At 57.2% G+C, this 22,993-nt stretch carries 22 protein-coding genes; 3 read left to right on the forward strand and 19 right to left on the reverse strand.

Annotation, left to right across the window (positions count from 1 at the left end; translation table 11 throughout):
• The first annotated feature begins 59 nt into the window (after positions 1 to 59).
• On the forward strand, positions 60 to 1,664 hold the full coding sequence (locus REIFOR_RS03025; protein ID WP_100256155.1) for an ABC-F family ATPase: 1,605 nt from the start codon (positions 60 to 62) through the stop codon (positions 1,662 to 1,664).
• A 79-nt stretch (positions 1,665 to 1,743) separates the two neighbouring features.
• Here REIFOR_RS03025 and speB read toward each other — a convergent pair whose 3' ends face one another.
• The 3 genes from speB to REIFOR_RS03040 form a co-directional block, all read right to left on the reverse strand.
• The gene (speB, locus tag REIFOR_RS03030; protein WP_100256156.1) at positions 1,744 to 2,724 is read right to left on the reverse strand and encodes an agmatinase; all 981 of its coding nucleotides are present in this window, start codon (positions 2,722 to 2,724) and stop codon (positions 1,744 to 1,746) included.
• A gap of 259 nt (positions 2,725 to 2,983) precedes the next feature.
• Entirely contained in the window at positions 2,984 to 4,336 is a 1,353-nt protein-coding gene (locus tag REIFOR_RS03035) for a glutamine synthetase family protein (protein WP_100256157.1), read from the reverse strand.
• Positions 4,333 to 5,097 (reverse strand): gamma-glutamyl-gamma-aminobutyrate hydrolase family protein, encoded by a 765-nt coding sequence (locus REIFOR_RS03040; RefSeq protein WP_100256158.1) that lies wholly within the window; start codon positions 5,095 to 5,097, stop codon positions 4,333 to 4,335. Before REIFOR_RS03040 ends, REIFOR_RS03035 begins: the two co-directional genes overlap by 4 nt.
• A 541-nt stretch (positions 5,098 to 5,638) precedes the next feature.
• On the opposite strand from REIFOR_RS03040, the gene REIFOR_RS03045 reads away from it, so the two are divergent.
• Positions 5,639 to 7,000 (forward strand): glutamine synthetase family protein, encoded by a 1,362-nt coding sequence (locus REIFOR_RS03045; protein ID WP_100256159.1) that lies wholly within the window; start codon positions 5,639 to 5,641, stop codon positions 6,998 to 7,000.
• A gap of 26 nt (positions 7,001 to 7,026) precedes the next feature.
• Here the strand turns inward: REIFOR_RS03045 and REIFOR_RS03050 are convergent, their stop codons facing one another.
• From REIFOR_RS03050 to REIFOR_RS03065, 4 genes are all read right to left on the reverse strand, one after another.
• Positions 7,027 to 7,704, reverse strand: coding sequence for a hypothetical protein (locus REIFOR_RS03050; protein ID WP_100256160.1), 678 nt, complete (start codon positions 7,702 to 7,704; stop codon positions 7,027 to 7,029).
• 38 nt (positions 7,705 to 7,742) lie between these two features.
• Positions 7,743 to 8,555 (reverse strand): flagellin N-terminal helical domain-containing protein, encoded by an 813-nt coding sequence (locus REIFOR_RS03055; protein WP_100256161.1) that lies wholly within the window; start codon positions 8,553 to 8,555, stop codon positions 7,743 to 7,745.
• Positions 8,556 to 8,692: 137 nt separating this feature from the next.
• Complete coding sequence (pcaC, locus tag REIFOR_RS03060) at positions 8,693 to 9,091, reverse strand: 4-carboxymuconolactone decarboxylase (RefSeq protein ID WP_100256162.1); 399 nt, start codon at positions 9,089 to 9,091, stop codon at positions 8,693 to 8,695.
• 159 nt (positions 9,092 to 9,250) lie between these two features.
• Positions 9,251 to 10,546, reverse strand: a complete 1,296-nt coding sequence (locus tag REIFOR_RS03065) for an NAD(P)/FAD-dependent oxidoreductase (protein ID WP_100256163.1) — start codon at positions 10,544 to 10,546, stop codon at positions 9,251 to 9,253.
• A 233-nt stretch (positions 10,547 to 10,779) separates the two neighbouring features.
• Here REIFOR_RS03065 and REIFOR_RS03070 point away from each other — a divergent pair, with 233 nt between their 5' ends.
• Entirely contained in the window at positions 10,780 to 11,292 is a 513-nt protein-coding gene (locus REIFOR_RS03070; RefSeq protein WP_452595866.1) for a cupin domain-containing protein, read from the forward strand.
• Between the two features lie 91 nt (positions 11,293 to 11,383).
• Here REIFOR_RS03070 and REIFOR_RS03075 read toward each other — a convergent pair whose 3' ends face one another.
• From REIFOR_RS03075 to REIFOR_RS03130, 12 genes are all read right to left on the reverse strand, one after another.
• Positions 11,384 to 11,872 carry a hypothetical protein gene (locus REIFOR_RS03075; protein WP_100256165.1) on the reverse strand — a complete coding sequence of 163 codons (489 nt, stop codon included), beginning with the start codon at positions 11,870 to 11,872 and terminating at the stop codon, positions 11,384 to 11,386.
• Between the two features lie 148 nt (positions 11,873 to 12,020).
• Entirely contained in the window at positions 12,021 to 12,533 is a 513-nt protein-coding gene (locus REIFOR_RS03080; protein ID WP_100256166.1) for a hydrogenase maturation protease, read from the reverse strand.
• A gap of 6 nt (positions 12,534 to 12,539) precedes the next feature.
• Positions 12,540 to 13,835, reverse strand: coding sequence for a Ni/Fe hydrogenase subunit alpha (locus tag REIFOR_RS03085; RefSeq protein ID WP_100256167.1), 1,296 nt, complete (start codon positions 13,833 to 13,835; stop codon positions 12,540 to 12,542).
• Positions 13,836 to 13,858: 23 nt separating this feature from the next.
• Positions 13,859 to 14,653: an NADH-quinone oxidoreductase subunit B family protein gene (locus REIFOR_RS03090; protein WP_100256168.1), complete on the reverse strand. Its 795-nt coding sequence runs from the start codon at positions 14,651 to 14,653 to the stop codon at positions 13,859 to 13,861.
• A 9-nt stretch (positions 14,654 to 14,662) separates the two neighbouring features.
• On the reverse strand, positions 14,663 to 15,514 hold the full coding sequence (locus REIFOR_RS03095; protein WP_100256169.1) for an FAD/NAD(P)-binding protein: 852 nt from the start codon (positions 15,512 to 15,514) through the stop codon (positions 14,663 to 14,665).
• A complete protein-coding gene (locus REIFOR_RS03100; protein WP_158524273.1) occupies positions 15,511 to 16,737 on the reverse strand; it encodes a 4Fe-4S dicluster domain-containing protein in 1,227 nt (408 codons plus the stop codon). The genes REIFOR_RS03095 and REIFOR_RS03100 overlap by 4 nt, the downstream gene beginning before the upstream one ends.
• A 26-nt stretch (positions 16,738 to 16,763) precedes the next feature.
• Complete coding sequence (gene hypE / locus REIFOR_RS03105) at positions 16,764 to 17,801, reverse strand: hydrogenase expression/formation protein HypE (protein ID WP_100256171.1); 1,038 nt, start codon at positions 17,799 to 17,801, stop codon at positions 16,764 to 16,766.
• Positions 17,798 to 18,922: a hydrogenase formation protein HypD gene (hypD, locus tag REIFOR_RS03110; RefSeq protein ID WP_100256172.1), complete on the reverse strand. Its 1,125-nt coding sequence runs from the start codon at positions 18,920 to 18,922 to the stop codon at positions 17,798 to 17,800. Before hypD ends, hypE begins: the two co-directional genes overlap by 4 nt.
• A complete protein-coding gene (locus tag REIFOR_RS03115; RefSeq protein WP_100256173.1) occupies positions 18,909 to 19,190 on the reverse strand; it encodes a HypC/HybG/HupF family hydrogenase formation chaperone in 282 nt (93 codons plus the stop codon). The genes hypD and REIFOR_RS03115 overlap by 14 nt, the downstream gene beginning before the upstream one ends.
• A 4-nt stretch (positions 19,191 to 19,194) precedes the next feature.
• Positions 19,195 to 21,498 (reverse strand): carbamoyltransferase HypF, encoded by a 2,304-nt coding sequence (gene hypF, locus REIFOR_RS03120; protein ID WP_100256174.1) that lies wholly within the window; start codon positions 21,496 to 21,498, stop codon positions 19,195 to 19,197.
• A complete protein-coding gene (hypB, locus tag REIFOR_RS03125; protein ID WP_100256175.1) occupies positions 21,482 to 22,318 on the reverse strand; it encodes a hydrogenase nickel incorporation protein HypB in 837 nt (278 codons plus the stop codon). The genes hypF and hypB overlap by 17 nt, the downstream gene beginning before the upstream one ends.
• 207 nt (positions 22,319 to 22,525) lie before the next feature.
• Positions 22,526 to 22,900: a hydrogenase maturation nickel metallochaperone HypA gene (locus REIFOR_RS03130; protein WP_100256176.1), complete on the reverse strand. Its 375-nt coding sequence runs from the start codon at positions 22,898 to 22,900 to the stop codon at positions 22,526 to 22,528.
• Between the last annotated feature and the right edge of the window lie 93 nt (positions 22,901 to 22,993).

The raw sequence follows: 22,993 nt of genomic DNA on the forward strand, positions 1-22,993 counted from the left end.
GCCCCTTGCGTCGGCTTAAGCCGACGCGGCCCAATTTGCCTCTTCCCAGGATAAATTCAGTGATATCTACCGCAAACATCACCATGCAGTTCGGCGCCGAGCCACTTTTTGAAAACATTTCCGCCAAATTTGGACACGGTCATCGGTATGGCTTAATTGGAGCGAACGGTTGCGGTAAGTCTACCTTTATGAAAATCCTCAGCGGCGAGCTGACGCCGACCTCGGGTAATGTGTCGATCACCCCAGGCGATCGCATCGGTAATTTGAGCCAGGATCAGTTTGCTTTCGAAGAGTACTCGGTTGTCGATGCGGTTATCATGGGCGACGTCGGCCTGTGGAAAGTGAAGCAGGCGCGCGATCGAATTTACGCCAAGCCCGATATGACCGAGGCCGATGGTATGGCTGTGGCCGAATTGGAAATTGAATTTGCCGAAATGGATGGCTACACCGCCGAGAGCCGTGCCGGCGAAATTCTGTTGCAGGCCGGTATCGATGAGTCGTTCCACTTTGGTTTGATGAAGCAGGTAGCACCGGGTTGGAAGCTCCGGGTGTTATTGGCTCAGGCCCTGTTTGCCAATCCGGATATCCTGTTGCTCGACGAACCGACCAACAACTTGGACATCCATACTATTAACTGGTTGGCCGATGTCCTCAATCAGCGCAAATGCACCATGATCATTATTTCGCACGATCGACACTTTTTGAACTCGGTCTGTACCCATATGGCCGATATCGATTATGGCGAATTGCGCGTCTATCCGGGTAACTACGAAGCCTACACCGCGGCATCGTCGCTGATTCAAGAGCAGCTGTTAACCGAAAATGCTAAGAAAAGCGCTGAGATCGACGAGTTACAAAGCTTTGTCAATCGCTTCTCGGCGAACGCCTCCAAGGCCAAACAGGCCAGTTCGCGCGCCAAGAAGATGGACAAGATCAAGCTCGACGAGGTGAAATCCTCCAGCCGTGCGACGCCGAGCATCAGCCTGAAGCAAGACAAGAAGCTCTATCGTCAGGCGCTGGTGCTGGAAGACTTGAGTCATGGCTTCGACCAGTCATCGCTGTTTGACAACGGCAACCTTATTTTGGAAGCCGGCGCTAAGCTGGCGGTGATCGGCGAAAACGGCGCCGGTAAGACGACCTTCTTGCGTTGCCTGATCGGCGATCTGCAGGCCAACGGCGGGGTGGTCAAATGGGCCGAAAACGCCACCATCGGTTATTGCCCGCAGGACAGCACCGAAGACTTCAACTGTGACCTAACCCTGTTTGACTGGATGTCGCAATGGCGTACGCCCAAGCACGATGATCTGATGATTCGCGGCATGCTCGGTCGTCTGCTGTTTACCGCCGATGACTTCAATAAAAAAGCCAAGGTCTGCTCCGGTGGTGAGAAAAACCGTCTGCTCTTTGGTAAATTGATGATGATGGACATCAACGTCCTGATCATGGATGAGCCAACCAACCACTTGGACATCGAAGCTATTGAAGCGCTCAACGTTGCCTTGAAGGAATTCGATGGCACCCTGATCTTCGTCAGCCATGACCGCGCGTTCGTCTCCTCTTTGGCGACTCGAGTGATTGAAATAACCGATCGGGAAGTGATTAACTTCCAGGGCACCTATGATGAATACTTGGCCAGCCAAGAAGCCAAACGGCGTGTTGCTTAACAGGGCACCGGAGCCCTAAAAGTTGGTCAAAAAAAAGGGCCCCGAGGGGCCCTTTTTTAATGGCTGACGATTGTGCGCGTCAATCGGCCGGGGCTTCCGGCTTCTTGAGGACATCGGCCAAGAGGCAGATCATATTGGTCGCCATGGTCGCCGCAGCCAGGGCGGTGATCTCGGCATGATCATAGGGCGGGGCCACCTCGACCACATCACAGCCAATCAGATTCAGGCCGGTGAGACCATGCAACAGTCGGATGCCGGTGATCGTGTCGAAGCCACCACAGACTGGCGTGCCGGTGCCGGGCGCACAGCTGGGGTCGAGAAAATCGACGTCGAAGGTTATGTAACAGGGCCGATCCCCGACCGTCTGTTTGATAATCGCTAAAGCCTTGTCGACGCCCTGTTCGTGCAGCCAAAGCGCATCCAGAACGGTGTAACCGAGGTTGGAATCATTGATCGTGCGCATGCCCAGTTGCACGGAACTGTGCGGGTCGACTATGCCTTCTTTGGCGGCGTGGTAGAACATGGTGCCGTGATCGATGCGCCCCTTGCGGTCCGGCCAGGTATCGCTGTGGGCATCGAAATGAATTAAGGAGATGGGACCATGCTTGTCCGCCAGCGCTTTTAAGATCGGGTAGGTGATGAAATGGTCACCGCCGATCGACAGCGGCGTAACCCCAGCCGCAATGATCGGCTGATACCATTGTGCGATCTGGTCGACCACCGTATGGGGCGAGCCGGGGTCGAACACACAGTCACCAAAGTCGATTACATTTAAGGTATTGAACGGGTCGGCGGTCCAGGGCCAAGGCCGGGCCCAGCTCAGCTGGGTCGAGGCTGCCCGCACCGCCCGAGGCCCGAGCCGGGCACCGGGTCGGTTCGAGGTGGCCAGGTCATAGGGCACGCCGATCACCGCGACATCGACATCGGTTAGGTCACGGGTGTACCGCCGGCGCAAAAAGCTGGTAGCGCCGGCATACATGGCTTCAATTTCTGTGCCGTAGGGCGACTGGCGGGTGAAGGCGAGGTCGCCGCTGGAGTATTGGTCGAAAGTATCCGTCATCGTTAAAATCCGAAAAAGGCAAAGTGGTTCGTACGCTGTGAAGAGCGGAACCGATGCCTAAGCATAACTGGCGAATCGGTGCCCCGTCTTCAATTATTTTGCGCTAATTGCAGGCTGAGGTGTGCGCCCAGGCAGTAGCGTTGCTTTCACCAGCTGCGACCTGCCGGCGAGCACCTAAGAGCAGATGCTTGCCGATGATCAAATTGATCGATGTGGATTGTTTAAAGGGGGCTGAGAGTCAGCCTCAGCTCCGTTTGGATTAGACCGTAGCGAGCAAGTACTGCCGTTCCCAAGAGCTGATCACGCGTTTGAAACCCTCGTATTCGGCCCATCGGGTGGCCACAAAACCGTCGACAAACTTCGTACCTAGGGCGTCGCGGATAACCTCTGAAGAGGCCATCTCATCGAGTGCGGCCTCCAGGTTCCAAGGCACGGTCTCATCGGCTTCACCGCCCATGCGGTACTGGACGGGCTTACGGGGTTTGAGATCTTGCGTCATACCCAGATACCCGCATAGCAGATTTCCGGCCAGGGTCAGGTAAGGGTTGGTGTCGGCACCGGGCAACCGGTTTTCAACGCGCCGCGCCGCAGGGCTCGCCTTGGGCACACGCAAGCCGACAGTGCGGTTGTCTTCACCCCATTCGATATTGACCGGTGCATTGCCATTGGCGCCAGGCAAATACCGACGATAGCTGTTCACGTTGGGGGCGAAAATCGGCATCATCTGCGGAATATAGGTTTGCAGGCCGCCAATGTAGTTATAAAACAGATTCGACGCTGAGCCATCCTTATTAGAAAACAGATTGGCGCCGGATTTCGCATCGGTCAACGATTGGTGAATATGCATTGAACTGCCCGGTTCACCGGAAATTGGCTTGGCCATAAAGGTCGCGCCGATGCCGTGTTTCAGCGCGGCTTCGCGCACCGTGCGTTTGAAAATAAACACTTGGTCGGCCAGCCTGAGCGCCTCGCCATGGCGGAAGTTGAACTCCAACTGAGCCGCCCCCTCTTCGTGAATCAGGGTGTCGATGTCCAAATGCATGTCTTCACACCAATCATAGATATCCTCAATGATTGGATCGAATTCATTGGCCGCATCGATGCTGAAGCTTTGCCGACCGCTTTCCTGACGACCGGATCGACCGATCGGTGGCTCCAGGGGAATATCCGGATCGGTGCAGCGCTTGGTGAGATAAAACTCAACCTCGGGCGCAACGATGGCCAACCAGCCTTTGTCTTCATAGAGTTTCAATACATTTTTCAGAACGGCACGCGACGACAGCGGCATCAGGTTGCCCATGCTGTCGTAACAGTCGTGAATAATTTGGGCAGACGGCTCTTGGGCCCAGGGTACGGTAAAGGCGGCCTTCTCATCGGGCCGTAATTCCATATCGATATCTTGCGGATCGAGCAGCCGATAGTAGATTTCGTTATCGGGATAATCCCCAGTGGTGGTTTGCATCAGCACACTTTCGGGCAAGCGAATGCCTTTTTCGGCAATAAACTTATCGGTCGGCATGATTTTACCGCGTGCAATGCCGGTCTGGTCGGGTGTGATGCATTCTATTTCAGTGATCTTATTGGTTTCTAACCACTTGGTAAGCTCTTTCATCTGTTTTCGATTGACTGACGCGTACGACACGCTTCGCCAAAGGCCTCGAATAGTTGTTTTTGAGTGGGGTTTTCCGTGACTTGCCATTCTGGATGCCATTGTACAGCAAAACCAAATGACATGGCTTCGATCCGCACGGCCTCGACGAGGCCGTCTGGTGCCGTGGCTTCTGCGACTAGCCCATCTGCCAGCCGATTAATACCCTGGGAATGCACCGAGTTAATCTGCATCGTTTCACAGCCATAGATGTCTTTCAGCCGACCTTGGCTACTCAGTTGTACTGAATGGCGCGGCGCAAACTGCTGCTCGAGCGTATCTGCCTTGTTTTCACGATGGTCGGCTTTGCCAGCAACCTCTTGCACCGCCTGGTGTAACGAACCGCCGAGGGCCACATTGATGTCCTGCAAGCCTCGGCACACTCCTAAAAGCGGGATATTGTTGCGCATCACCGCGCGCACAATTTGAAAGGCGCTGTCATCGCGCGCGGCGTCATAGTCGTAGGGCTTGTCGATCTTGCTTTCCTGATAGTGTGCCGGATCGATCATCGAATAGGCGCCGGTTAGAAAGATGCCATCGAGCCGGGCCAGCCACTGATCGATGGCTTGGTCGTCGAGTACCGCGGGAATGATGACCGGGATAACGTTGGCGGCGAGCGTTAAGGCTCGTAAGTACTTATCGCCGGCGGTATGGAATAGGTGGGGCCCGATTTGTTGTACGTCGGAAATTACCCCGACCAGCGGTTTGAGCTGTTCACTAGTCATCAAGTTCACTCTTATTTTCGATATTCCCAGTCTACACGAGCATAAAATATTTTAAACACTGCTCAGGATATATTTGGAGCGTCAGAAGGTCTCGATTGAAGGGCGTTGGAAGGCCTTCATTACGGGCTTTGCAACCTATTGGTCGGCGCGGTCTGGCGAATAAAAAAGCCACCGAATAGATTTGAATTGGCTCGAGAAACCGGCTACATTGTGTTCAATATATCAATCACTCGCCCTTAATACCCTGCTCTTGATTGACGTGCCCTCATCCTCTACTGAATGTGATCGCGACCTGTCGACTCAGGTGATCCATGGCTCAGTATTATCGGAGTCCGACGCAAAAATTCCTATCCCTCTGTCCAGTGTAGACCAAGACTACAATGTTCAAGTATGGCCATGGGATAGGCTGCTCGGGCAACCAAAGCGGATGGGACCAGAATAGTTTTTTTGCTTAGAAGGTTAGTCGTTAACCTTAAATAAAAGGATTGTGCGCCAAGCGCAGTCCACAACGCCCCAACCAGTATGCAAGGCATGACTCTACATGACAGTTAAAGAAGCGACCGATTTCCTTGAAGCTTTTCCCGATGTAACCACGATCGAACTCCTAATATGCGACCTGAACGGTGTCTTACGCGGCAAGCGCGTTGAAAGAGAGTTACTCGAGCGGGTCTTTACCGTGGGGTTTTATCTACCCGGATCGGTAATGTCGCTTGATGCCAGCGGATCAACGGTCGAGGACGCCGGCTTGGGGATGGAGCAAGGCGATCGGGATCGACTCTGTTTCCCCATTGCGGGCACGCTGAGCATCGTACCCTGGCATGAGCTCGGTGATCGCGCTCAGGTGCTCTGTACCATGTTCGAAGACGATACCGACACCCCCTTCTTTGCCGACCCACGCCAAGTTCTGGTGCAGGCGGTCGAGCGGTTCAGTCAGATGGGTTTTGAGGTGGGGATTGCCATGGAGCTGGAATTCTATCTGCTCGATGCCATTCGCGATGACGATGGTCATCTGCAGCCGCCCAAACCACCGGGCAGTTCTCGGCGCATGCGCTCCAACCAGGTGTATTCGATGGACGACCTGGACGAGTATGACTTCTTTATCCGCGATGTTATCGATACGGCCCGGCAGCAGAACATTCCGGCCGATACGGTGATTGCCGAATATGCGCCCGGCCAATTTGAAGTGAACCTGAATTACGGCAGCGACATCTTACAGGCGGTCGATCATTCGGTGCTGCTCAAACGGCTGATCGCCAGCGTCGCAACCAAATATAAGATGGAAGCCACCTTTATGGCCAAACCCTATATTCAGGAAGCCGGCAGCGGTCTGCACCTGCACTTGAGCCTACTGAAAGATGGGGTCAATATTTTCGCCGCCGATGACCCAACCACCAATCCTTATATGCGCCATGCGATTGGCGGCCTATTGGATATGGCCGACAGCACCCAGGGCTTCCTGGCGCCGACCATCAACAGTTTTCGCCGTCTGGCTCCAGATGCCTTTGCCCCGACCACCAAGACCTGGGGTTATGATAATCGCACCGTGGCGCTGCGGATTCCGTCAGGCAGTATCGAGTCTACTCGTATTGAACATCGGATGTGCGGTGCCGACACCAATCCCTACCTGGCCACAGCGGTGCTGTTGGCTGGGGTGACCGAAGGCATTATGAATAAGATTGAGCCGCCGATGCCGATTGATGGTAATGCCTATGAGCAGGACCAGCCCTCGGTGGCCGATAACCAGCGCGATGCCTTACGCAATATGGAAAAGGATCCGCGCGTGAACAAGTGGTTTGGCAAAGACTTTGTCGATGTTTATCAGTCGTGTAAATGGTCGGAGTTGCGGATGTTTGAACAGCAGGTCACACCCATGGAATATGAGCTGCTGTTACCCTATATTTGAGTGACCAGACGGGGGTGCCTGGCGAACTAATCGGCGCGTTGGTAGTTGCTGTAAACCGTCGAAGACTCAACTTCGAGTTTCTTGATACCGCCGATCTTGCCCTTCATATTGAAAGCATATTGGGCCGGAACCGTTTGGTCGTCGACACTCATAAACTGAAACGACATAACCATCATCGAAATTTTGATCGAGAACGCGGGCGAAAAGGTCTCGACGTTCTCGATATGCAATTCTAACAGCCGTTGATCCAGAGAGGACATGATCGCATAGCCGGTCAGGGCATCGGCATTGTCATCGGCCAGTTCCCCGACGTGCGGCACAAAACTCAACCAGACCTTGCCGTCTTCCTGTTTCATGAGCTCAACCGAATTGACTGCGACTATGTCGCGAAACTTTACCGGGTCCTCCTCATCCTGTTGGCGGTCCCTTCGTTTGAGGAATTTTTTGTTTTGCTCTGCGCTGGCAGGCTCATTGTCGACTTCCAATAATTGCCACTGTGGGTCCTGTTGAGGCTCAAATTGGGCGAAATTGCGCGCCTTTGAGCTTTGCGAGACTTGCTGAAAACTAAAGCGTTGGTGCTCTAAGGTCGCGGCTTCATCCAGTTGAGTCAGGAGCCGATTTTCCCATTCCGAATTGGCCAGACTCAGGCTTGCTAGGCAGGATAGCAGCAAGCCGATACCCCATTTTTTGACGATTTGGTGCATGGGGTGTTCGTTCCTTTTAGGGCGCGTTCGGACCGCTCTTAGCGGCCCAGCAGTTGGAGTATGTTGCCGGCTGATTGATTGGCCTGAGCCTGAAGGGCAATGCCGACCCGTTCTTGTATCTGATTTTGAACCATGTTCGTGCTCTCTTTCGCCACATCGGCATCGGTGATGCGTGATCCACTGGCGGTGGAGGCTTCAATCTGTTGACTCAGGGTGTCGATGCGCGCTGAAAATCGGTTCTGCACGGCACCCAGATCGGCGGCTGTTGCGCTAAAGCGATCGAGCAGGTCATCGGCCAATGCGATGGTATTTTGTGCCTGATCGGCGCTATTGACCGAGACATCAGCCAAGCCCAGTTGGGCGGCCTCATCTTGCAGGTTATTGGCGGCGATGACTAGGGTGTCGCCACTATCAGGACCAATTTGGTAAACCGAGTCACTGCCGCCGCGAAACAACGGTTTGCCATTAAAGTTGGACTGCTCCAAAACCGAGTTCATCTGTGCTTTGATTGAGTCGACTTCTTTATTGATCAGCTCGCGATCGGCATCGTTGTAAATGCCATTGGCCGACTGGACCGCCAGCTCGCGAATCCGCTGTGTGCCTTCTACCAAGCTGCTGAGGTCACTGCTGGCGGTTTGCGCCTGAGACATACCGTCCCCGGCATTGCGAATGGCCTGATATTGCCCGCGAGTCTGGGCACTGAAGGTTTCACTGATGGCCAACCCGGCGGCATCGTCTGCGGCACCATTCAGGCGTTGTCCCGAGCTGATCCGATTGAGCGATTGATCCACCGAAACTCGAGCTTGTTGCAGCGGCTGGGTCGAGGGGGCGGAATGAATGGGACCTACCATGGCAGTATCCTGGTTCAACAGTGATGTGACCCTCAAGAATAGCCCTTGTCTTGATGGGCGTCACCTGAGTGCGGGTAATAATTTGTAGTGGGGTTATAACCGTCCGTGCCAATTATTTGGCGTTTTTTGGAGCCGGTTTAGCCGGCCTGATCGGGGTGCTCGGCCTGCCACGCCTCGATTGCGTCCTTGGCGGCTCGAAAGGCCTCGATGCCAGACGGAACACCGCAATAAACGGTCGATTGGAGCAAGACTTCCTGAATCTCAGCTTCCGAACAGCCATTGCGTAATGCGCCCCGGACGTGGACCTTGAGTTCGGTCGAGGCCTTCAGCGCCGCTAAGGTCGCAATGGTGATCAGGCTGCGCGTCTGCGGCGATAAGGCCGGTCGCGTCCATACCTCACCCCAGCAGTTCTCAGTCACCATATCCTGCAACGGCCGGTTAAAATCGGTCGCAGCGTCAATCGCCCGATCGACATATTCATCACCTAAGACGTTACGGCGCATAACCATGCCCTGCTGGTATTTTTCACTCTTCATCGGTATCAGATTCCTAGTTCGGGCGGGAAAGGTGGGCTCGTCGCATCGACCCCAGCGCATCCTGCGATGTTCCACCGACGCTGTCAATCGGCGCATTGACCGATAGCTCAGCGAATTTGATCGATGAGTGGGACCGGCATAAGGACGTTCACGGGTCGGCTAGAACAGATCCTTGGCCCGGTGGTAGAGCATGCCCGCGGCCAATAGCGGTGCCCGGAATTGGCGGCCGCCCGGAAAGCGCAGGTGATGTATTTTCTCAAATAGGGTGATGCGTTCACTTTCCTGCGCGATATGCTCGGCGATAACATGAGCGGCCAGATGGGTGGCGTTGATGCCATGCCCGGCATAGGCTTGGGCATAGTAGACATTAGGCCGTAAGCGACCGATTTGCGGCATTCTATTGGCGCCGATGCCGATCATACCACCCCATTGATAGTCGATTTTGACCTCATTCAGATAGGGAAACACCTTATCCATATGGGGTTTTAGCGCGGCCAGAATCGATGCGGGGTCGCGTCCGGAATAGTTGCACAGGCCGCCAAACAGCAGGCGGCGGTCGGCACTGAGGCGGTAATAATCGAGTGCCACGCGTTGGTCACAGACCGCCATATCCTGAGGGAGTACCCGTTGCCATTGCGCATCGGTTAGCGGCTCGGTGGCAATCAGATAGCTGCCGGCGGGTAATACCTGGCTTTCCAAGTGGCTGTCGAGACCGGCGACATAGGCATTGCCGCAGATTACCAGCCGATCTGCGCTAACCTGGCCGGAGCTGGTGTGGATGGTTTGGCGCTCACCGTAGACGATGTCGAGCACCTTCGATTGTTCAAAAATCTGCACACCCAGCGTCGCAGCGGCCTCGGCTTCCCCTAAGACCAGGTTGAGCGGGTGGACATGACCGCTGCCCATGTCGATCAAGCCGCCGATGTAATTGTCTGAGCCGACCACCTCATGCATCTGGTCGGGCCCGAGGAACTGGGTCTTATGCTTGTAGCCAACACTCTCGAGCCAGGCCTTCTGGCGCTCTAAATCGGCCATATCGCGGGGTTTATGGGCCAGATCGCAAAAGCCCATCTTGAGATCACATTGGATGTTGTATTGGTCGATGCGCTGCTTGACCAGGTCGACCGCTTCCAGACCCATTTGCTCGATGGCCTGCACGCCCGCTTGGCCTAAGGCGTTGTGAAACTGCTCGGCACTATGCCCTAGGCCACGAATTAACTGGCCGCCATTGCGTCCGGAGGCGCCCCAACCGATCCGATAGGCCTCCAGTAGAACCACCTTAAACCCGCGTTCGACCAGTTCCAGAGCGGTGTTGACGCCGCTGAAACCGCCACCAATCACACAAATATCGGCCTCGATCGACGCATGCAGCGTTGGGTAGGTCTGGTGATAAGTGCGACTCGAGGTGTAATAGGAATCCGGATGTTCGGAACTGTGGGTGCGCGGATTAAGCATGAATCACCTGTGTTTAGGATCTGGGGTCTTGAGTAGAGGGGACAAGCATAGCCTCAGGAGAGTAGCTGCTGAACAGAATGTCGTCCAGCATTGGAACGTGCCTGTGTTAAATCGGAAACAGCTGTGCAATATTTTTGATTCCCTTCCTTTAGCTGTATACTGCGGTATCCAACCCAATATCGAGGAACCGCGCATTGGAAGATGTAGGGACTAGGCTTAAGGCTGTCCGAAAATTGTCTGGCTTTTCTCAGCGAGAACTCGCCAAACGCGCTGGTGTCACCAACTCGACCATCTCGATGATAGAAAAGAATAGCGTCAGCCCGAGCATAAGCTCTCTGCGCAAGGTGCTGTCGGGCTTGCCGATGACCTTACTGGAGTTTTTCGATACCGGCGATCAGGGCAATACGGAGCTACCTGTGGTGTATACGCCGGCTCAGTTCCAGAGAACCCAAAGCAATGGTGTATGTTGGGAGCTGATCGGTAAGAATTTTCCCAATCCGCAATTAGGCTTCATGTTAGAAACCTATCCCAGCTTGGCCGATACCGGCGTTGAAGGCTACAGTCACGATGGCGAAGAGGCCGGGTATGTGATTTCTGGCAAAATTGAAATAACTGTCGACGACCAGGTATTTGAGCTGACCGCCGGTCAAGGCTACTATTTTGACTCTCGTCGACCGCACCGTTTTCGCAATCCCTTTGACGAACCCTGTGTCTTGGTGTCGGCCAACACACCAGCCCATTTATAGACTGCTGGGCCATGCCCGTTACGCACTCATAGCGCGGTGCATGAGCGCAGTGGGATCAGTGCAAATCGGTCAGTAACGGCTCAACGTTTTGCTAATTCTGCGCAATGAGTTCCCGGGTCATGTCAGGGAAGGGACCGTCTAGGTCTAACCAAATCAATGAAAAGTAGTCACCAAACATCGGGTCTTCTATCCGGCCAATGGCGCGGTCATTATAGAAGAATCGACTGGTCTGATCGGCGCAAATCTGAAAGCGAAGCCGGTCCTGTTTGCTGATATCCGGCCAGAAGACATTGAGTTCCTGTAACCAACGCTGCTCCTGCTGGGCATCGAGATCAAAGCGCTGCCATTGCTTCTGGGTTTCTGAGAGCAGGTCTTTCTTACTGAACGCTCGCTTGTAAGTTACCTCGAGCTGGAGCGGGTAGATGCCCCGTTGGTAGGCCCCATCGGTGGTCTTCAATTCAACATCGTAAACATCCCAGAGCCACACCTTCAGACTGGAAGAACCGACCAAAAGTGGTGGGGTCTCACAAGCGTCAGCCGCGTAAACCAGATGACTCTTAACCGCGATGAGGATGATCATTACCCATTTCAATGTGAGATTGCGCATCGTGCACCTGAACAGAGAGTTGATTTCCAGTGTATACGATTTCAGCATGGAGGTAGACTTGTTCGACGCGCGTTGGCCGGCCATTTTTTTACTAGCCGTCTTGGCAACGAAAAACATCGGCTCAGAGCGCGTTACTCGGCTCGTGCGCCAATTGCCTAGCGCGCGCCAAGACCTGCTCGGACAGGGGCGCCAGTCGTTGAGCCAAGGTTTGGCAGAGCGGCCCGGCGGGTTTGCTTTGCGGGTTGATTTCAATCGCTAGGATCAGGCATATGGCCGGCAGGCGTCCCAGTGCATTGGCCAACTGCAAACTGGCCAACAGCCCATAACCATGACTGGACAACTGCGCCAAGGCGTCGGGCAATTGGGTTAGGGTGAATTCCTGTAGGCTGCCGAGCGGCTGCTGGCCCGACACCATGGCGTCGACGATCAGGGTGGGTACCTCGGGCTCCAGTCGCTGCGTCAAGGTGAGAATCGGCCGGTCGAGCTGTTGGACGCAGAGGCCGATGTCGCTCGGCAGTCGCACCTCGTTTAAGCGCTCCGCCAGACGCCAACCGATCGAGTCATCGCCAAAAGGGGAGCCGAAGGCGAAAATATTGACCCGTGTCGAGCCAAGGCTGGGTTCATAAGTTGTCATTTCGATCTATCCTCGTCGGTTCAGGCGCAGGTCTAAAAAGTGGGTCGCACAGGAGATACAGGGGTCGTAATTGCGAATCACCTGCTCGCTTAACAGGCGCAAAGCGTCGGCCGGTTGGTCCAGGCCAAACTGGATGAGACTGCTGCGCAGATCCTCTTCGATACGAGCTTGGTTTTGACTGGTCGGTGGCACGATGCGCGCGAACTCGATAATGCCTTGGGCATCGGTGCGATAGTGGTGCCAGAGAATACCGCGCGGTGCCTCGGTGCAGCCAAAGCCTTCACCGGCGCGCGTCACCACACTCATGTTGGGTGTCTGAGTCGGTCGATAGTCGCAGAGCAGCCGAATTGCTTCGACGACGCTAAAATGAATCTCAATCGCCCGGGCCACAATGGAGTGAAACATATTGCGCGATGGGAAAGTTAGGCCCGAGACCAGGGCATTGTCGCGCACCACCTCGGGCAGCTGGGCCCAGTTTAGATTGACCCGAGCCAGCGGGCCGGTGAGATAGGTTTTGCCCTGCAGATGGCAATGCAATGCACTGGAATGAGCCACCTGACTCTCATGGAAGTGCCGGTTGTAGTCGGCAACCGCCAGATCCAAGCCGGCACTGGAGCGCAGTCGACCCCGGTTGATCGCGTATTCATCGGGATGTGATAGAGCGACACTGACGAAGTCATTGCTCAGGTCCGTTAGCGGCAGGGTAGCGGTCCAACCGACCAAGGCGGCGGCCTCGGGCTCGATCGCGCGCAGCCGGGTCAGTAACGCATCGGCATCGGCCTGTGCCGGGGCGCGATAAAAGCCGCCGACACAGGCCCCGACCGGATGTACGGCCCTGCCGCCGAACAGGCTGACCAGATCATTGCCCAGTTCATGCAGCCGCAGACCCCGGCGCAGTTCGTCCGGGTAGCGTTGCGCCATGGCCGGCGCACTGTCAAAACCGAGGAAGTCCGGTGCCGCCAAGAGGTGAATATGCAGGCCATGGCTTTCGAGCCACTCACCGCAATAGAACAGCCGGCGCATGGCCTGCGTCCAGGGTGATATCTGCAGGGCGAAGATCTGCTCCAAAGCCTGGGCCGCACTCATTTGGTAGGCCACCGGGCAGATGCCGCAGATCCGCGCAACCACATCCAAGACCTCCTGATAGGATCGGCCGACCAGCAGTTGTTCAAAAAACCGCGGTGGCTCGTAGATGCGCAATTTAAGGTCATGGATTTGGCCGCGCTCTATGTCCAGTTCCAATGCGCCCTCGCCCTCAACGCGCGCGAGTATGGGTACCCGAATACTGATGTCTGACGTCATAGTGGTCTCCTCGCAGCGGTGCTTTAGGTCGATTCATGCAATTGGCCAGCTGCCTCGGAGAACGCCCGCGCTTGGCCGTTAATGAAGTTAAAGCGTGCGGCAGTTTGCATGGCGGTCAGACCCATGCGGGCAAAACAGTCTGCCAAGGCCCGGTAGTTGACCTGGTTCGCGGGGCCGAAACAGCCGTAGCAGGCGCGGCCGAGCGCTGGGCATAGCGCACCGCAGCCGGTTCGGGTGACCGGACCCATACAGGGCTGCTGGCCAGTCACCAAAATACAGCTTTGGCCGCGCTGCTTACAGGTCATGCAGACGCTATCGCTCGACGTGCTCGGTGGTACGCCTTGGAGCAAAGCGGTGATTAGGCTGACAATCTGGTCACTGCCGATGGGGCACCCCCAGACCTCGAAGTCGACCCTGACATGGCGGTCGACCGAATCCGAACGGGGCAGGCTCTCAATCAGCTCGGGGTGGGGATAGATTGCCTGAGTCCAGGCGGCGACATCCGCAGCGTTCTTGAGCGCTTGAATGCCCCCACTAGTGGCACAGGCGCCGATACTGACCAGGTAGGTGCAGCCGGCGCGAATCCGTTTGATCCGTTCGCTATCGTGCGCGGTGCTGATGCTACCCTCGACAAAGGCGATATCGACCGGTGCCTCGGGTTCAACCGGGCCGGCCTCGGCAAAGTGTACGATCTCGACCCGCTCAGCCAGGGTGAGCAAGGCCGGTCCGAGATTCAAAAAGGCCAGTTGGCAGCCATCGCAGGAGGCAAACTTATGGATCGCGATACGCGGTTTGGCAGGAAGATTAAGTATAGGCATGTTGGGCTCCTAATATCCGCTGATGGCCATCAGCTCTTGCACTTGGGGGTAGGCAAAGACGGGACCATCTTTACAAACAAACTGGCCGCCGAGTTGGCAGTGGCCACAGTGCCCCACGCCACATTGCATATTGCGCTCCATGCTCAGAAACAGCCGATTCGCGGGCAGGCCGAGGTCGATTAGATGGTCCATGGCAGCCTGCAACATTGCTTCCGGGCCACAGGCCATGACCAGAGTGTGCTCAGTGTTTATCTCGATCTGTTTCAGCAGATCGACCACGGTGCCGGTATACCAGGGCCACTGCGGTCCAGCCTGATCGGCCGCGAGCAGGACGTGGGTATCAGGAGCGGCCGCCCAGGCGGAATAGCGGGCGCGATAGACCAGCTCACTGGACCGTTTAACCCCCTGTAGAATCGACAGCGCGCCGAACCGGTCGCGCCGCTGCAGTATATATTGGATTACCGAGGTCACCGGGGCACAGCCCAGTCCGCCGGTTATCACCACGACATCTTGACCTTGGGCTTGAGCCATTGGCCAACCCTGACCGAAGGGGCCACGAATACCAACCTGGTCGCCGGGTCTGAGCCGGGCCATGGCTTGGGTAATGCGCCCAACCACCGCAATGGTATGCGCATAACAATCGGCATCATCGGGATCGGAGACGATGGAAATGGGGATCTCACCCACGCCAAATAGGTACACCATGTTGAATTGCCCAGGCTCGAAACGATACCGTTGTTGGATGTCGGGCTCGGTAAAGCGCAAGCGCCAGGTGAAAACGGTTGGGCTCTCCTGGACGCGATCGATAATATCGGCGACCCAGGGTAGGTAAGCATCGCTTTGCAATCGGTTGGCTTTCATGTTGCCTCCTTCGCTAATTCCGGTTTGTTGTGGCACAGCCGGTTCAGCACCTCGATGATATCGATGCCCGCCGGACAGCAACTGATGCAGCGGCCACAGCCGACACAGCCGAACTCGCCAAACTGTTGTTGCCAGCTGGCAAACTTATGACTGAGCCATTGGCGATAACGTTGCTCGGTGGTGGCGCGCACTACCTGACCGGCGCAATAGCTGTGTTGGTCACTGAAGCAGGAATCCCATTGCCGACTGTGCTCGCTCTGGCTCAGTTCCAGATTGCTCTGATTCACCACCGTGTGGCAAAAGCAGGTTGGACAAGCTTGGGTGCAATTAGCGCAAGCTAGACAGCGCTCGGCAACGGCGGCCCATTCCGGATGCGTCGGCAGATTGAGCAGACTGAGGCATTCTGCTGGGCTGGGCAGCTTTGGTTGGCGGTGCTGCTGTTGACGATACGCCTCAGCCTGTTGCGCTTGGGCGAGTTTGCGTTGGCTACTGGACGCCGGTCGGGCGTTGAGTCGAGTGAGCACCGAACGGCCGGCCTTGGACCCGGATCGGACCAGATAACCCTTGTCCAATTCGGTGAGCGCCAGATCATAGCCGCGCTCGGCGTTTAGGCTGCCGCCCGTGCCAACGCAAAAACACAGATCGCCACTGTGCGTGCAGTTCAGCGCAATAATGAAGAGCTCGCTGCGACGCAATTGATAGCGGATATCGGCATAGGGACCGGCTAAAAAAACTCGATCCTGAATAGCGATGGCCCTTAGGTCACAGGGCCGAACACCGAACAGGGCAACCCGCTCCGGTTCCGGTAAGCTCTGACGAAAGACCAGCTGACCCGATGCATCGGGCCGGGCACACCAGAGCGGCTCGCTTGGTGCAAAGAGCAGCGCTTTGATGCTGGTGGCTGGCACCGACCAGTCAAACGCGCGCTGGCCGGGGTGCACCGGTTGTAGCGCAGCATTCAGTCCGGCGGGGGACGCCGGCGGTGCGCTCAACTTATAGCCGCCGGGCTGTTGCCGATCGCTAACCCCCCAAGGCAGCTGGTCAATAGAGGTCAGCGGGGCGTAGACAATGGCCCCGTCGCGTACTCGCGGCCCGATACACTGATAGCCATCCTCGATCAGGGTAGTGAGTAACTCCTTTAGGTGTTTCCGGGCTAGGTACTGTTCCTGTTTCATCATTGGATTCCTCGGCTGCAGAGTCGGATTTTCGTCCGCCCTGTTCATTCCCCAGGGTCCGTTCATGGGACCCATTAACAGATGCGCGGTAAGGGGTCGCCGTTTAACCAGTCCAGTAGGCGAATACCGCCCAAGGCGGTCTGTAATTCGACCATGGCCTGTGGGTCAGTTGTCACCACGCCAATTCGGCTTGCCCCCTGGCCCAAAGGGTGGGCACGCATCTGGGCGAGTAGACGATCGGCCTGCGCCGCCGGACAGATGGCGATCAACTTGCCCTCGTTGGCCAAATAGTAGGGATCCAGACCGAGCAATTCGCACGCCGACTGTACCGCCGGGGCAATGGCCACGGCCTGCTCGTCGATCAGCATACCGACCCCAGACTGTTGGCAAATTTCATTTAAGGCCGTTGCCAGACCGCCCCGCGTTGGGTCGCGCATGCAACGGATCGTCGGCACCTGACGCACCATTTGTTTGACCAGATCGTGCAGCGCCGCCGAATCTGACCGAATTGGGCTGGTAAAGCCGAGACTGTCGCGCGCCGAGAGGATTGCCACGCCGTGGTCGCCAATGGTGCCGCTGAGCAGGATCTGATCACCCGGTTGCGCCCGGTCGGCGGAGAGGTCGACGCCGTTGGGCACGCTGCCGATTGCGCTGGTGGTAATAAAGACGCCATCGGCCTTGCCGCGTTCAACCACCTTGGTATCGCCGGTCACGATTGGCACCCCAGCGGCTTCGCTAGCACGGGCCATGGATGCCACGATGCGCTGCAGGTCGCGCAGCAGTATGCCCTCCTCGAGGATAAAACTGACCGCCAAATACAACGGCTCGGCGCCGGCCATGGCGATATCGTTGAGCGTACCGTGCACCGCCAGCGACCCGATATCACCGCCGGGGAAAAACAGGGGCGAGACCACATGCGCGTCGGTGGTCATCACCAGTCTGCGCGTCGGCACATCAAAACGGGCCTGATCGTTTTTCTGTTGCAGCATGGGGTTATCGAAGGCGCGGATAAACATTCGCTCGATCAACTGCGCCGAGGCACGACCGCCGCCGCCGTGCACCAGCTCGATGCGCTCCGGATGACCGGCAGCAACAGGTTGCGAGGTTTTCATAGCGCCTCCCGAAGCGGCTGGCGGCCATAGGCATAGACCGCCGCGCAGGCGCCTTCGGCGGAGATCATGCACGCGCCCAATGGATTGGCCGGCGTGCAGGCCACGGCGAAGAGCTGACAGGCGGCCGGGTCGAGTTGACCGCGCAATACTGCCGGGCAAGCGCAACCGGGATGCTCGCGGCTGAGCCGGTCGGCCAGCGGGAAGTGGCGTTCAGCATCGAAGCTCGCAAAGGCCGGTCGCAATGCCAAGGCACTGGCGGCAATGGTGCCCAAGCCGCGCCATGCAAAGGAAGCGCGTAAGCAAAAAACTTGCGCCATATAGTCTTGCGCCAGCCGGTTGCCGTTGGGCCGGACAACACGATGGTATTGGTTTTCAACCGCGCAGCGCTGGCTGTTCAATTGTCGCACTAGCATCAAAATCGCCTGCAGCAGGTCGAGCGGTTCAAAGCCGGCGATCACTATGGGTTTTCGATAACGCCGCGCCACCTGCTGATAGGCTGCGGTACCGATCACCGTGCTGACATGGGCTGGGCCGATAAAACCATCGATCCAGCTGCCCGGATTGGGTGAGTCGGCCAGCAAGGCATCGAGTGCCGCCGGGGTGAGCAGGTGGTTACAGAACACAAAGAAGTTGCTCAGGCCCAGTTTTTGGGCGCGCAGGATGGCCAGTGCGGTGGCTGGCGTGGTGGTTTCAAAGCCGATGGCAAAGAAGATAATCGCCCGCTGCGGAAGCTGCCTGGCTAGGGTAACGGCATCATCGATGCTGTATAGCATGCGCACGTCGGCTCCCTCGGCCTTAGCCTGTAATAGGGTGCGGCGGTCAGACCCGGGCACACGCAGCATATCGCCGTAGCTGCATAGGATGACGCCGGGCCGGCCGGCCAGCTCAATGGCCTGGTCGACCCGAGCAATGGGTAGCACGCAAACCGGGCAGCCTGGGCCGTGCAGCATTTTAATGGCCTTGGGCAGCAATCCGGGCAGACCATAACGGTAGATGGCATGGGTGTGGCCACCGCAAAATTCCATCAGGCGATAGGTGCGACCGGGCTCAACCGCCTGGCCGATGGCCTGGGCCAGGGTTCTGGCCAAGGCAGCGTCGCGGAACTCTTCAATGTATTTCATCCGTACGCTCCTGTCCGTTTGGGTCGTTTGCCGATTCGGCGCGGCGCGGCTGAAGGTCACTCGCTTCGTGCAGCAGCGCCAGGGTTTGCTCGGCGGCGAGCGGGTCGAGTCGCTCCAGCGCATAGCCGACATGGATAATGACAAATTCACCCAGGCGCACCTGCGGCACCAGGGCGATATTGACGGTTTTAAGAACGTCGCCAACGCGCACCCGAGCCCGGTCGTCGGCCAGCAGCTCGCAGACTTGGGCCGGAATGGCTAGGCACACGATGCTAACCCCTATCCTGCAGGCTGACGGCATAGTCGGCATAATGGGCGGCCAACAGGGCCTGACCCAAACTGATGCCGGCGTCGTTACTGGGGATCCGTTGGGCACAAAAAACCTCCAACCCGGCCTCGCTCAGTCGAGCGCGCACCTGCTCACGCAGAACGGCATTGAGCATACAACCGCCGGCCAGCACCGCGCGGGTGACCTGGAATATCTTGGCCTGAGCAATTAATTTACGGCTGATGCAATCGGCCATACCCTGATGAAATAGGCCGGCCGCCTGAATGGGTGAGGTCATCGGTAGCAGTTGGCCAATCAGCTCGACCAGGTCCCATTTCGGGTCGGCCCCGGCCCGTTCTGCTTGACGCTGATCTGACCCACTGAAAGCATAGGGGTTGAGCAGCGCCTCCAGTTCGAGCGGAAATTGGCCATCGTATTCGGCCCAGTTGCGCTGCAAAATAAGCGCCGCGGCGGCATCAAACCAGCGTCCGGCGGAGGCGGTCGGTGGCGCCTTGCGCAGCAGATGGGGTTGGCGCAAGTAGTGCCGAGCCAGAGGAATATCGGCAAACCGACGCAGCTGGTGGTCGCCGGCCTGAGCCAGTATCAGCGCCGCCAAGGCGGAGCGCCAAGGCTCCAGACTGGCACGCTCACCGCCCAATAGGGGCAGGCTGGTCAGCCGGTCGACATGGCTGAAGGCAAACTTATTGACATAAAAAAACTCCCCGCCCCAGGCTTCTCCGCGCAGGCCATAGCCGTAACCATCGACGGCCACGGCGACCAACGGTTGCTGCAATTGGTGCTCTGCCATCACGGCGGCAACATGGGCATGGTGATGTTGGATCGCAACCGCTGACCGGCCCAAAGGCGCTTGTTGGCTGGTGAAATAATCCGGGTGCAAATCGTGCGCAATCAGCGCATGACGAAGGTTAAAATAATCGTTAAGGCGCGCATTGACCGCCCGGTAGCGCTGCCGGCGCGCACGGGAATCCAAGTCGCCGAGATGTTCGCTGGTATAGAAGGCATTGCCCACGGCCAGAGTAATGCTGCACTTTTGCTGCGCACCCAGTGCCAGGATGGTGGGCAGTTTGGTCTGGTGCCAGGGGGTCTTGATTAACGCCGTGCCCCGGCCATTGCGCACGGCATAGCAGCCAACTCTAGACTGACGCCGGATGCCATCATCGACCGGGGCAACGATGTGCCGATTGTGCCCTACCACTAGATCGACCGCGCCAGCCAACTGCGCCTCGGCCTCGATTCGGGTCGCGGCTATGGGGTAACCGGGCGCATTACCGCTGGAGACTACCAAGGCGATTGGACTGGCCGCCTGTAGCCAGGGCGTGCCGGTGGGTCGGCCCGCCAGGCCATAAAATAATAGATAGTGCAGGGCGCTGTTTGGCACCATTACCCCTAGGCTGGTCAAATGAGGGGCCAGCTCCGCTTGCGCATTGCGCGCTGGGGCGATCAGTATAGGGCGTTCTGGGGACTGTAAATCGGCCCTGCCGGCATCGCTCAAGTGCACCCACTGCTGCGCCGACCGGCTGTTCAAGGTCATAATTGCCAGAGGCTTGATTTGGCGCTGCTTAAATTGGCGCAAGCGCGCAATGGCGGCGGGCCGATGGGCATCACAGATCAGTTGGTAGCCGCCAATGGCCTGAATCGCGACCAGACCGCCCGCCTCGATGCTGGCGACAACCTCGCTCAGCGGCCGGTCATAGCGCGGCCCGCAGGTCGGGCAGGAGATGGTTTGGGCGTGAAAGCGGCGGTCTTCGGCAGCGCGATACTGTGCCGTGCAGACCGGACACAGGGCAAAGGCCGCCATGCTGGTATTCGCTCGGTCGAACGGATAGGTGCGGGTAATGCTATAGCGCGGGCCGCAGTGCGCGCAGCTGATAAAGGGGTACGAAAAGTAACGGCTCGTGGGATTGAACAGTTCTGCTAGACACCGATCACAGGGCGGCAGATCGGGCAACGGATCTAGGGGCGACCGGCTAGCGTTGCTCTGAGCAATAGTAAAGTGGCGTTCGCCGACTCGAACGGCCAGTTCGGAGCGTTGACAGTCTTCGATACGCGCCGGTGGCGGCAATTGCGCCCAAAATTGCTGACAAAAGTGATCGAGCTGTGGGCCCTGAACTTCCACGATCACGCCGTCGCTGTTGTTACGGATAAAACCGCTCACGCCCAAACGCTGGGCCAGACGATAAACATAGGGCCGCATCCCGACACCCTGCACCTGGCCGCGCAGCAGCAGTTGCACCCGGCGCATCGGCGTCGCGCTGAGGGTTGGCAACGGCTTAAGCCGGGTGGTCATTGGGACTGTGCTCGCGAATAAATGCCTGCTGCTGAGTCGTGAGCCACGACAGCCAGGCCGAGAGGTTGCTCTTACGGCCACAGGCGCTGGTTAACACCTCTAGGTTGGGGTTTATTTTTTGGATGTTGGCGCGCGCATGGGCCAAATTAAAATCGACATAGGGCAGCAGATCGCACTTGGTAATTAACACCAAGTCGGCGCTGGCAAAGATATCGGGATATTTGAGCGCCTTGTCATCGCCCTCGGTCACAGACAGCAGCACCACGCGCAACGCCTCACCGAGATCGAAATGGGCTGGGCAAATCAGGTTGCCGACATTTTCGATAAAGACCAGCGACCCTGTCTCGGGCCGCAGCTGCTCAAGCGCCTCACTGACCCGTTGCGCATCCAAGTGGCAAGCCTGGCCGGTATTGATCTGCAACGCAGGAGTGCCCGTGGCCCGAATGCGCAGGGCATCGAGTTCAGTCTGTTGGTCACCCTCAATTACACAAGCCTTGGTGCGCGCTGCGAGTCGGCGCAGGGTGGCCAACAATAGGGTGGTTTTACCCGCCCCCGGGCTGGACACGAGATTGAACAGCAGGATTCGTTCGGCCATCAGGCGGTGGCGCAAATCCATGGCTAGCTGGCGGTTATGGGCATAGAGGCTGGTTTGAAATTGGACGCTGTCGTGCTCTGGGGTTTGGGGTGGCTGCCAGCCGGCTGACGCAACTTTTAACCCAGGGGAACCTAACCCAGGGGAACCTAACGCAGGGGAACCCGCCGGTGGATCGATCAGCCGGGTTGGGGTATCTAATGGAGTACAGCCACACGTTCCGCACATAAACAACCTCCAGTTAACGGAGTGTTATATTGGACCAGTAGAGGTAACGACCGGACCGCGCAGCTCGGTTTTGTATCTGGATTCTGAATAGTAAAACGCTGTTACCGTTTTAGCCTGATGTGGGTCAATTATTTAGATTAAAAAACACCTTTACCAACGCTCAATCGATTGAACGAAAAAGCCTATGCGTTCGCGTTCTAAAACGCTCTATTGTATAGAATTAATGTCGCAGCCTGAGTCGATAAATTGCAGGTCGCTGAGGTAGATATCATCGCCTCCGGGTTCCAGCACCAACGGCCAATGGCCGCAGCGAACGCAGCCGGCGGATGCATAGACAATGGCGCCGCGCCGACCGCAATTATCGCACACAGCCATGGCCGCAACCGACACCAATTCAAGCTGGCAAGCCGTATGTAAGGCCTGATCGCGTATCGCGCCAAAGGCAAAAGCAAAGGCATCGGCATCGACGCCGGCGAGCGAGCCGATGGCGACGGTAATGCGACGCAATTGGGTTATTGGCCGCGGGCCAACGCGCTCGCGTACCAAAGTGACTAAGGCCTGACACAGCGACAGTTCGTGCATTGATCTTACCTCCTGTCGGCGGCAACGCTGCGCACTAGCTCAATCGCTATCCACGTCCCACATCTGCGCAGTGAGCGCCTGCGAGACCTAAAC

Origin of the sequence: Reinekea forsetii, from assembly GCF_002795845.1 — a bacterium.
Lineage (GTDB): Bacteria > Pseudomonadota > Gammaproteobacteria > Pseudomonadales > Natronospirillaceae > Reinekea > Reinekea forsetii.

Bases quoted from the DNA above. Each gene is read 5' to 3' on its own strand.
- REIFOR_RS03075 (WP_100256165.1), bottom strand. From the start codon at position 11,872: ATGATCATCCTCATCGCGGTTAAGAGTCATCTGGTTTACGCGGCTGAC.
- hypF (WP_100256174.1), bottom strand. From the start codon at position 21,498: ATGACCACCCGGCTTAAGCCGTTGCCAACCCTCAGCGCGACGCCGATG.
- hypE (WP_100256171.1), bottom strand. From the start codon at position 17,801: ATGAAAACCTCGCAACCTGTTGCTGCCGGTCATCCGGAGCGCATCGAG.
- hypB (WP_100256175.1), bottom strand. From the start codon at position 22,318: ATGTGCGGAACGTGTGGCTGTACTCCATTAGATACCCCAACCCGGCTG.
- REIFOR_RS03095 (WP_100256169.1), bottom strand. From the start codon at position 15,514: ATGAAAGCCAACCGATTGCAAAGCGATGCTTACCTACCCTGGGTCGCC.
- REIFOR_RS03130 (WP_100256176.1), bottom strand. From the start codon at position 22,900: ATGCACGAACTGTCGCTGTGTCAGGCCTTAGTCACTTTGGTACGCGAG.
- hypD (WP_100256172.1), bottom strand. From the start codon at position 18,922: ATGAAATACATTGAAGAGTTCCGCGACGCTGCCTTGGCCAGAACCCTG.
- pcaC (WP_100256162.1), bottom strand. From the start codon at position 9,091: ATGAAGAGTGAAAAATACCAGCAGGGCATGGTTATGCGCCGTAACGTC.
- REIFOR_RS03065 (WP_100256163.1), bottom strand. From the start codon at position 10,546: ATGCTTAATCCGCGCACCCACAGTTCCGAACATCCGGATTCCTATTAC.
- speB (WP_100256156.1), bottom strand. From the start codon at position 2,724: ATGACGGATACTTTCGACCAATACTCCAGCGGCGACCTCGCCTTCACC.
- REIFOR_RS03090 (WP_100256168.1), bottom strand. From the start codon at position 14,653: ATGCCTATACTTAATCTTCCTGCCAAACCGCGTATCGCGATCCATAAG.
- REIFOR_RS03080 (WP_100256166.1), bottom strand. From the start codon at position 12,533: ATGACAACTTATGAACCCAGCCTTGGCTCGACACGGGTCAATATTTTC.
- REIFOR_RS03035 (WP_100256157.1), bottom strand. From the start codon at position 4,336: ATGAAAGAGCTTACCAAGTGGTTAGAAACCAATAAGATCACTGAAATA.
- REIFOR_RS03050 (WP_100256160.1), bottom strand. From the start codon at position 7,704: ATGCACCAAATCGTCAAAAAATGGGGTATCGGCTTGCTGCTATCCTGC.
- REIFOR_RS03055 (WP_100256161.1), bottom strand. From the start codon at position 8,555: ATGGTAGGTCCCATTCATTCCGCCCCCTCGACCCAGCCGCTGCAACAA.
- REIFOR_RS03085 (WP_100256167.1), bottom strand. From the start codon at position 13,835: ATGACGTCAGACATCAGTATTCGGGTACCCATACTCGCGCGCGTTGAG.
- REIFOR_RS03045 (WP_100256159.1), top strand. From the start codon at position 5,639: ATGACAGTTAAAGAAGCGACCGATTTCCTTGAAGCTTTTCCCGATGTA.
- REIFOR_RS03040 (WP_100256158.1), bottom strand. From the start codon at position 5,097: ATGACTAGTGAACAGCTCAAACCGCTGGTCGGGGTAATTTCCGACGTA.
- REIFOR_RS03100 (WP_158524273.1), bottom strand. From the start codon at position 16,737: ATGAACAGGGCGGACGAAAATCCGACTCTGCAGCCGAGGAATCCAATG.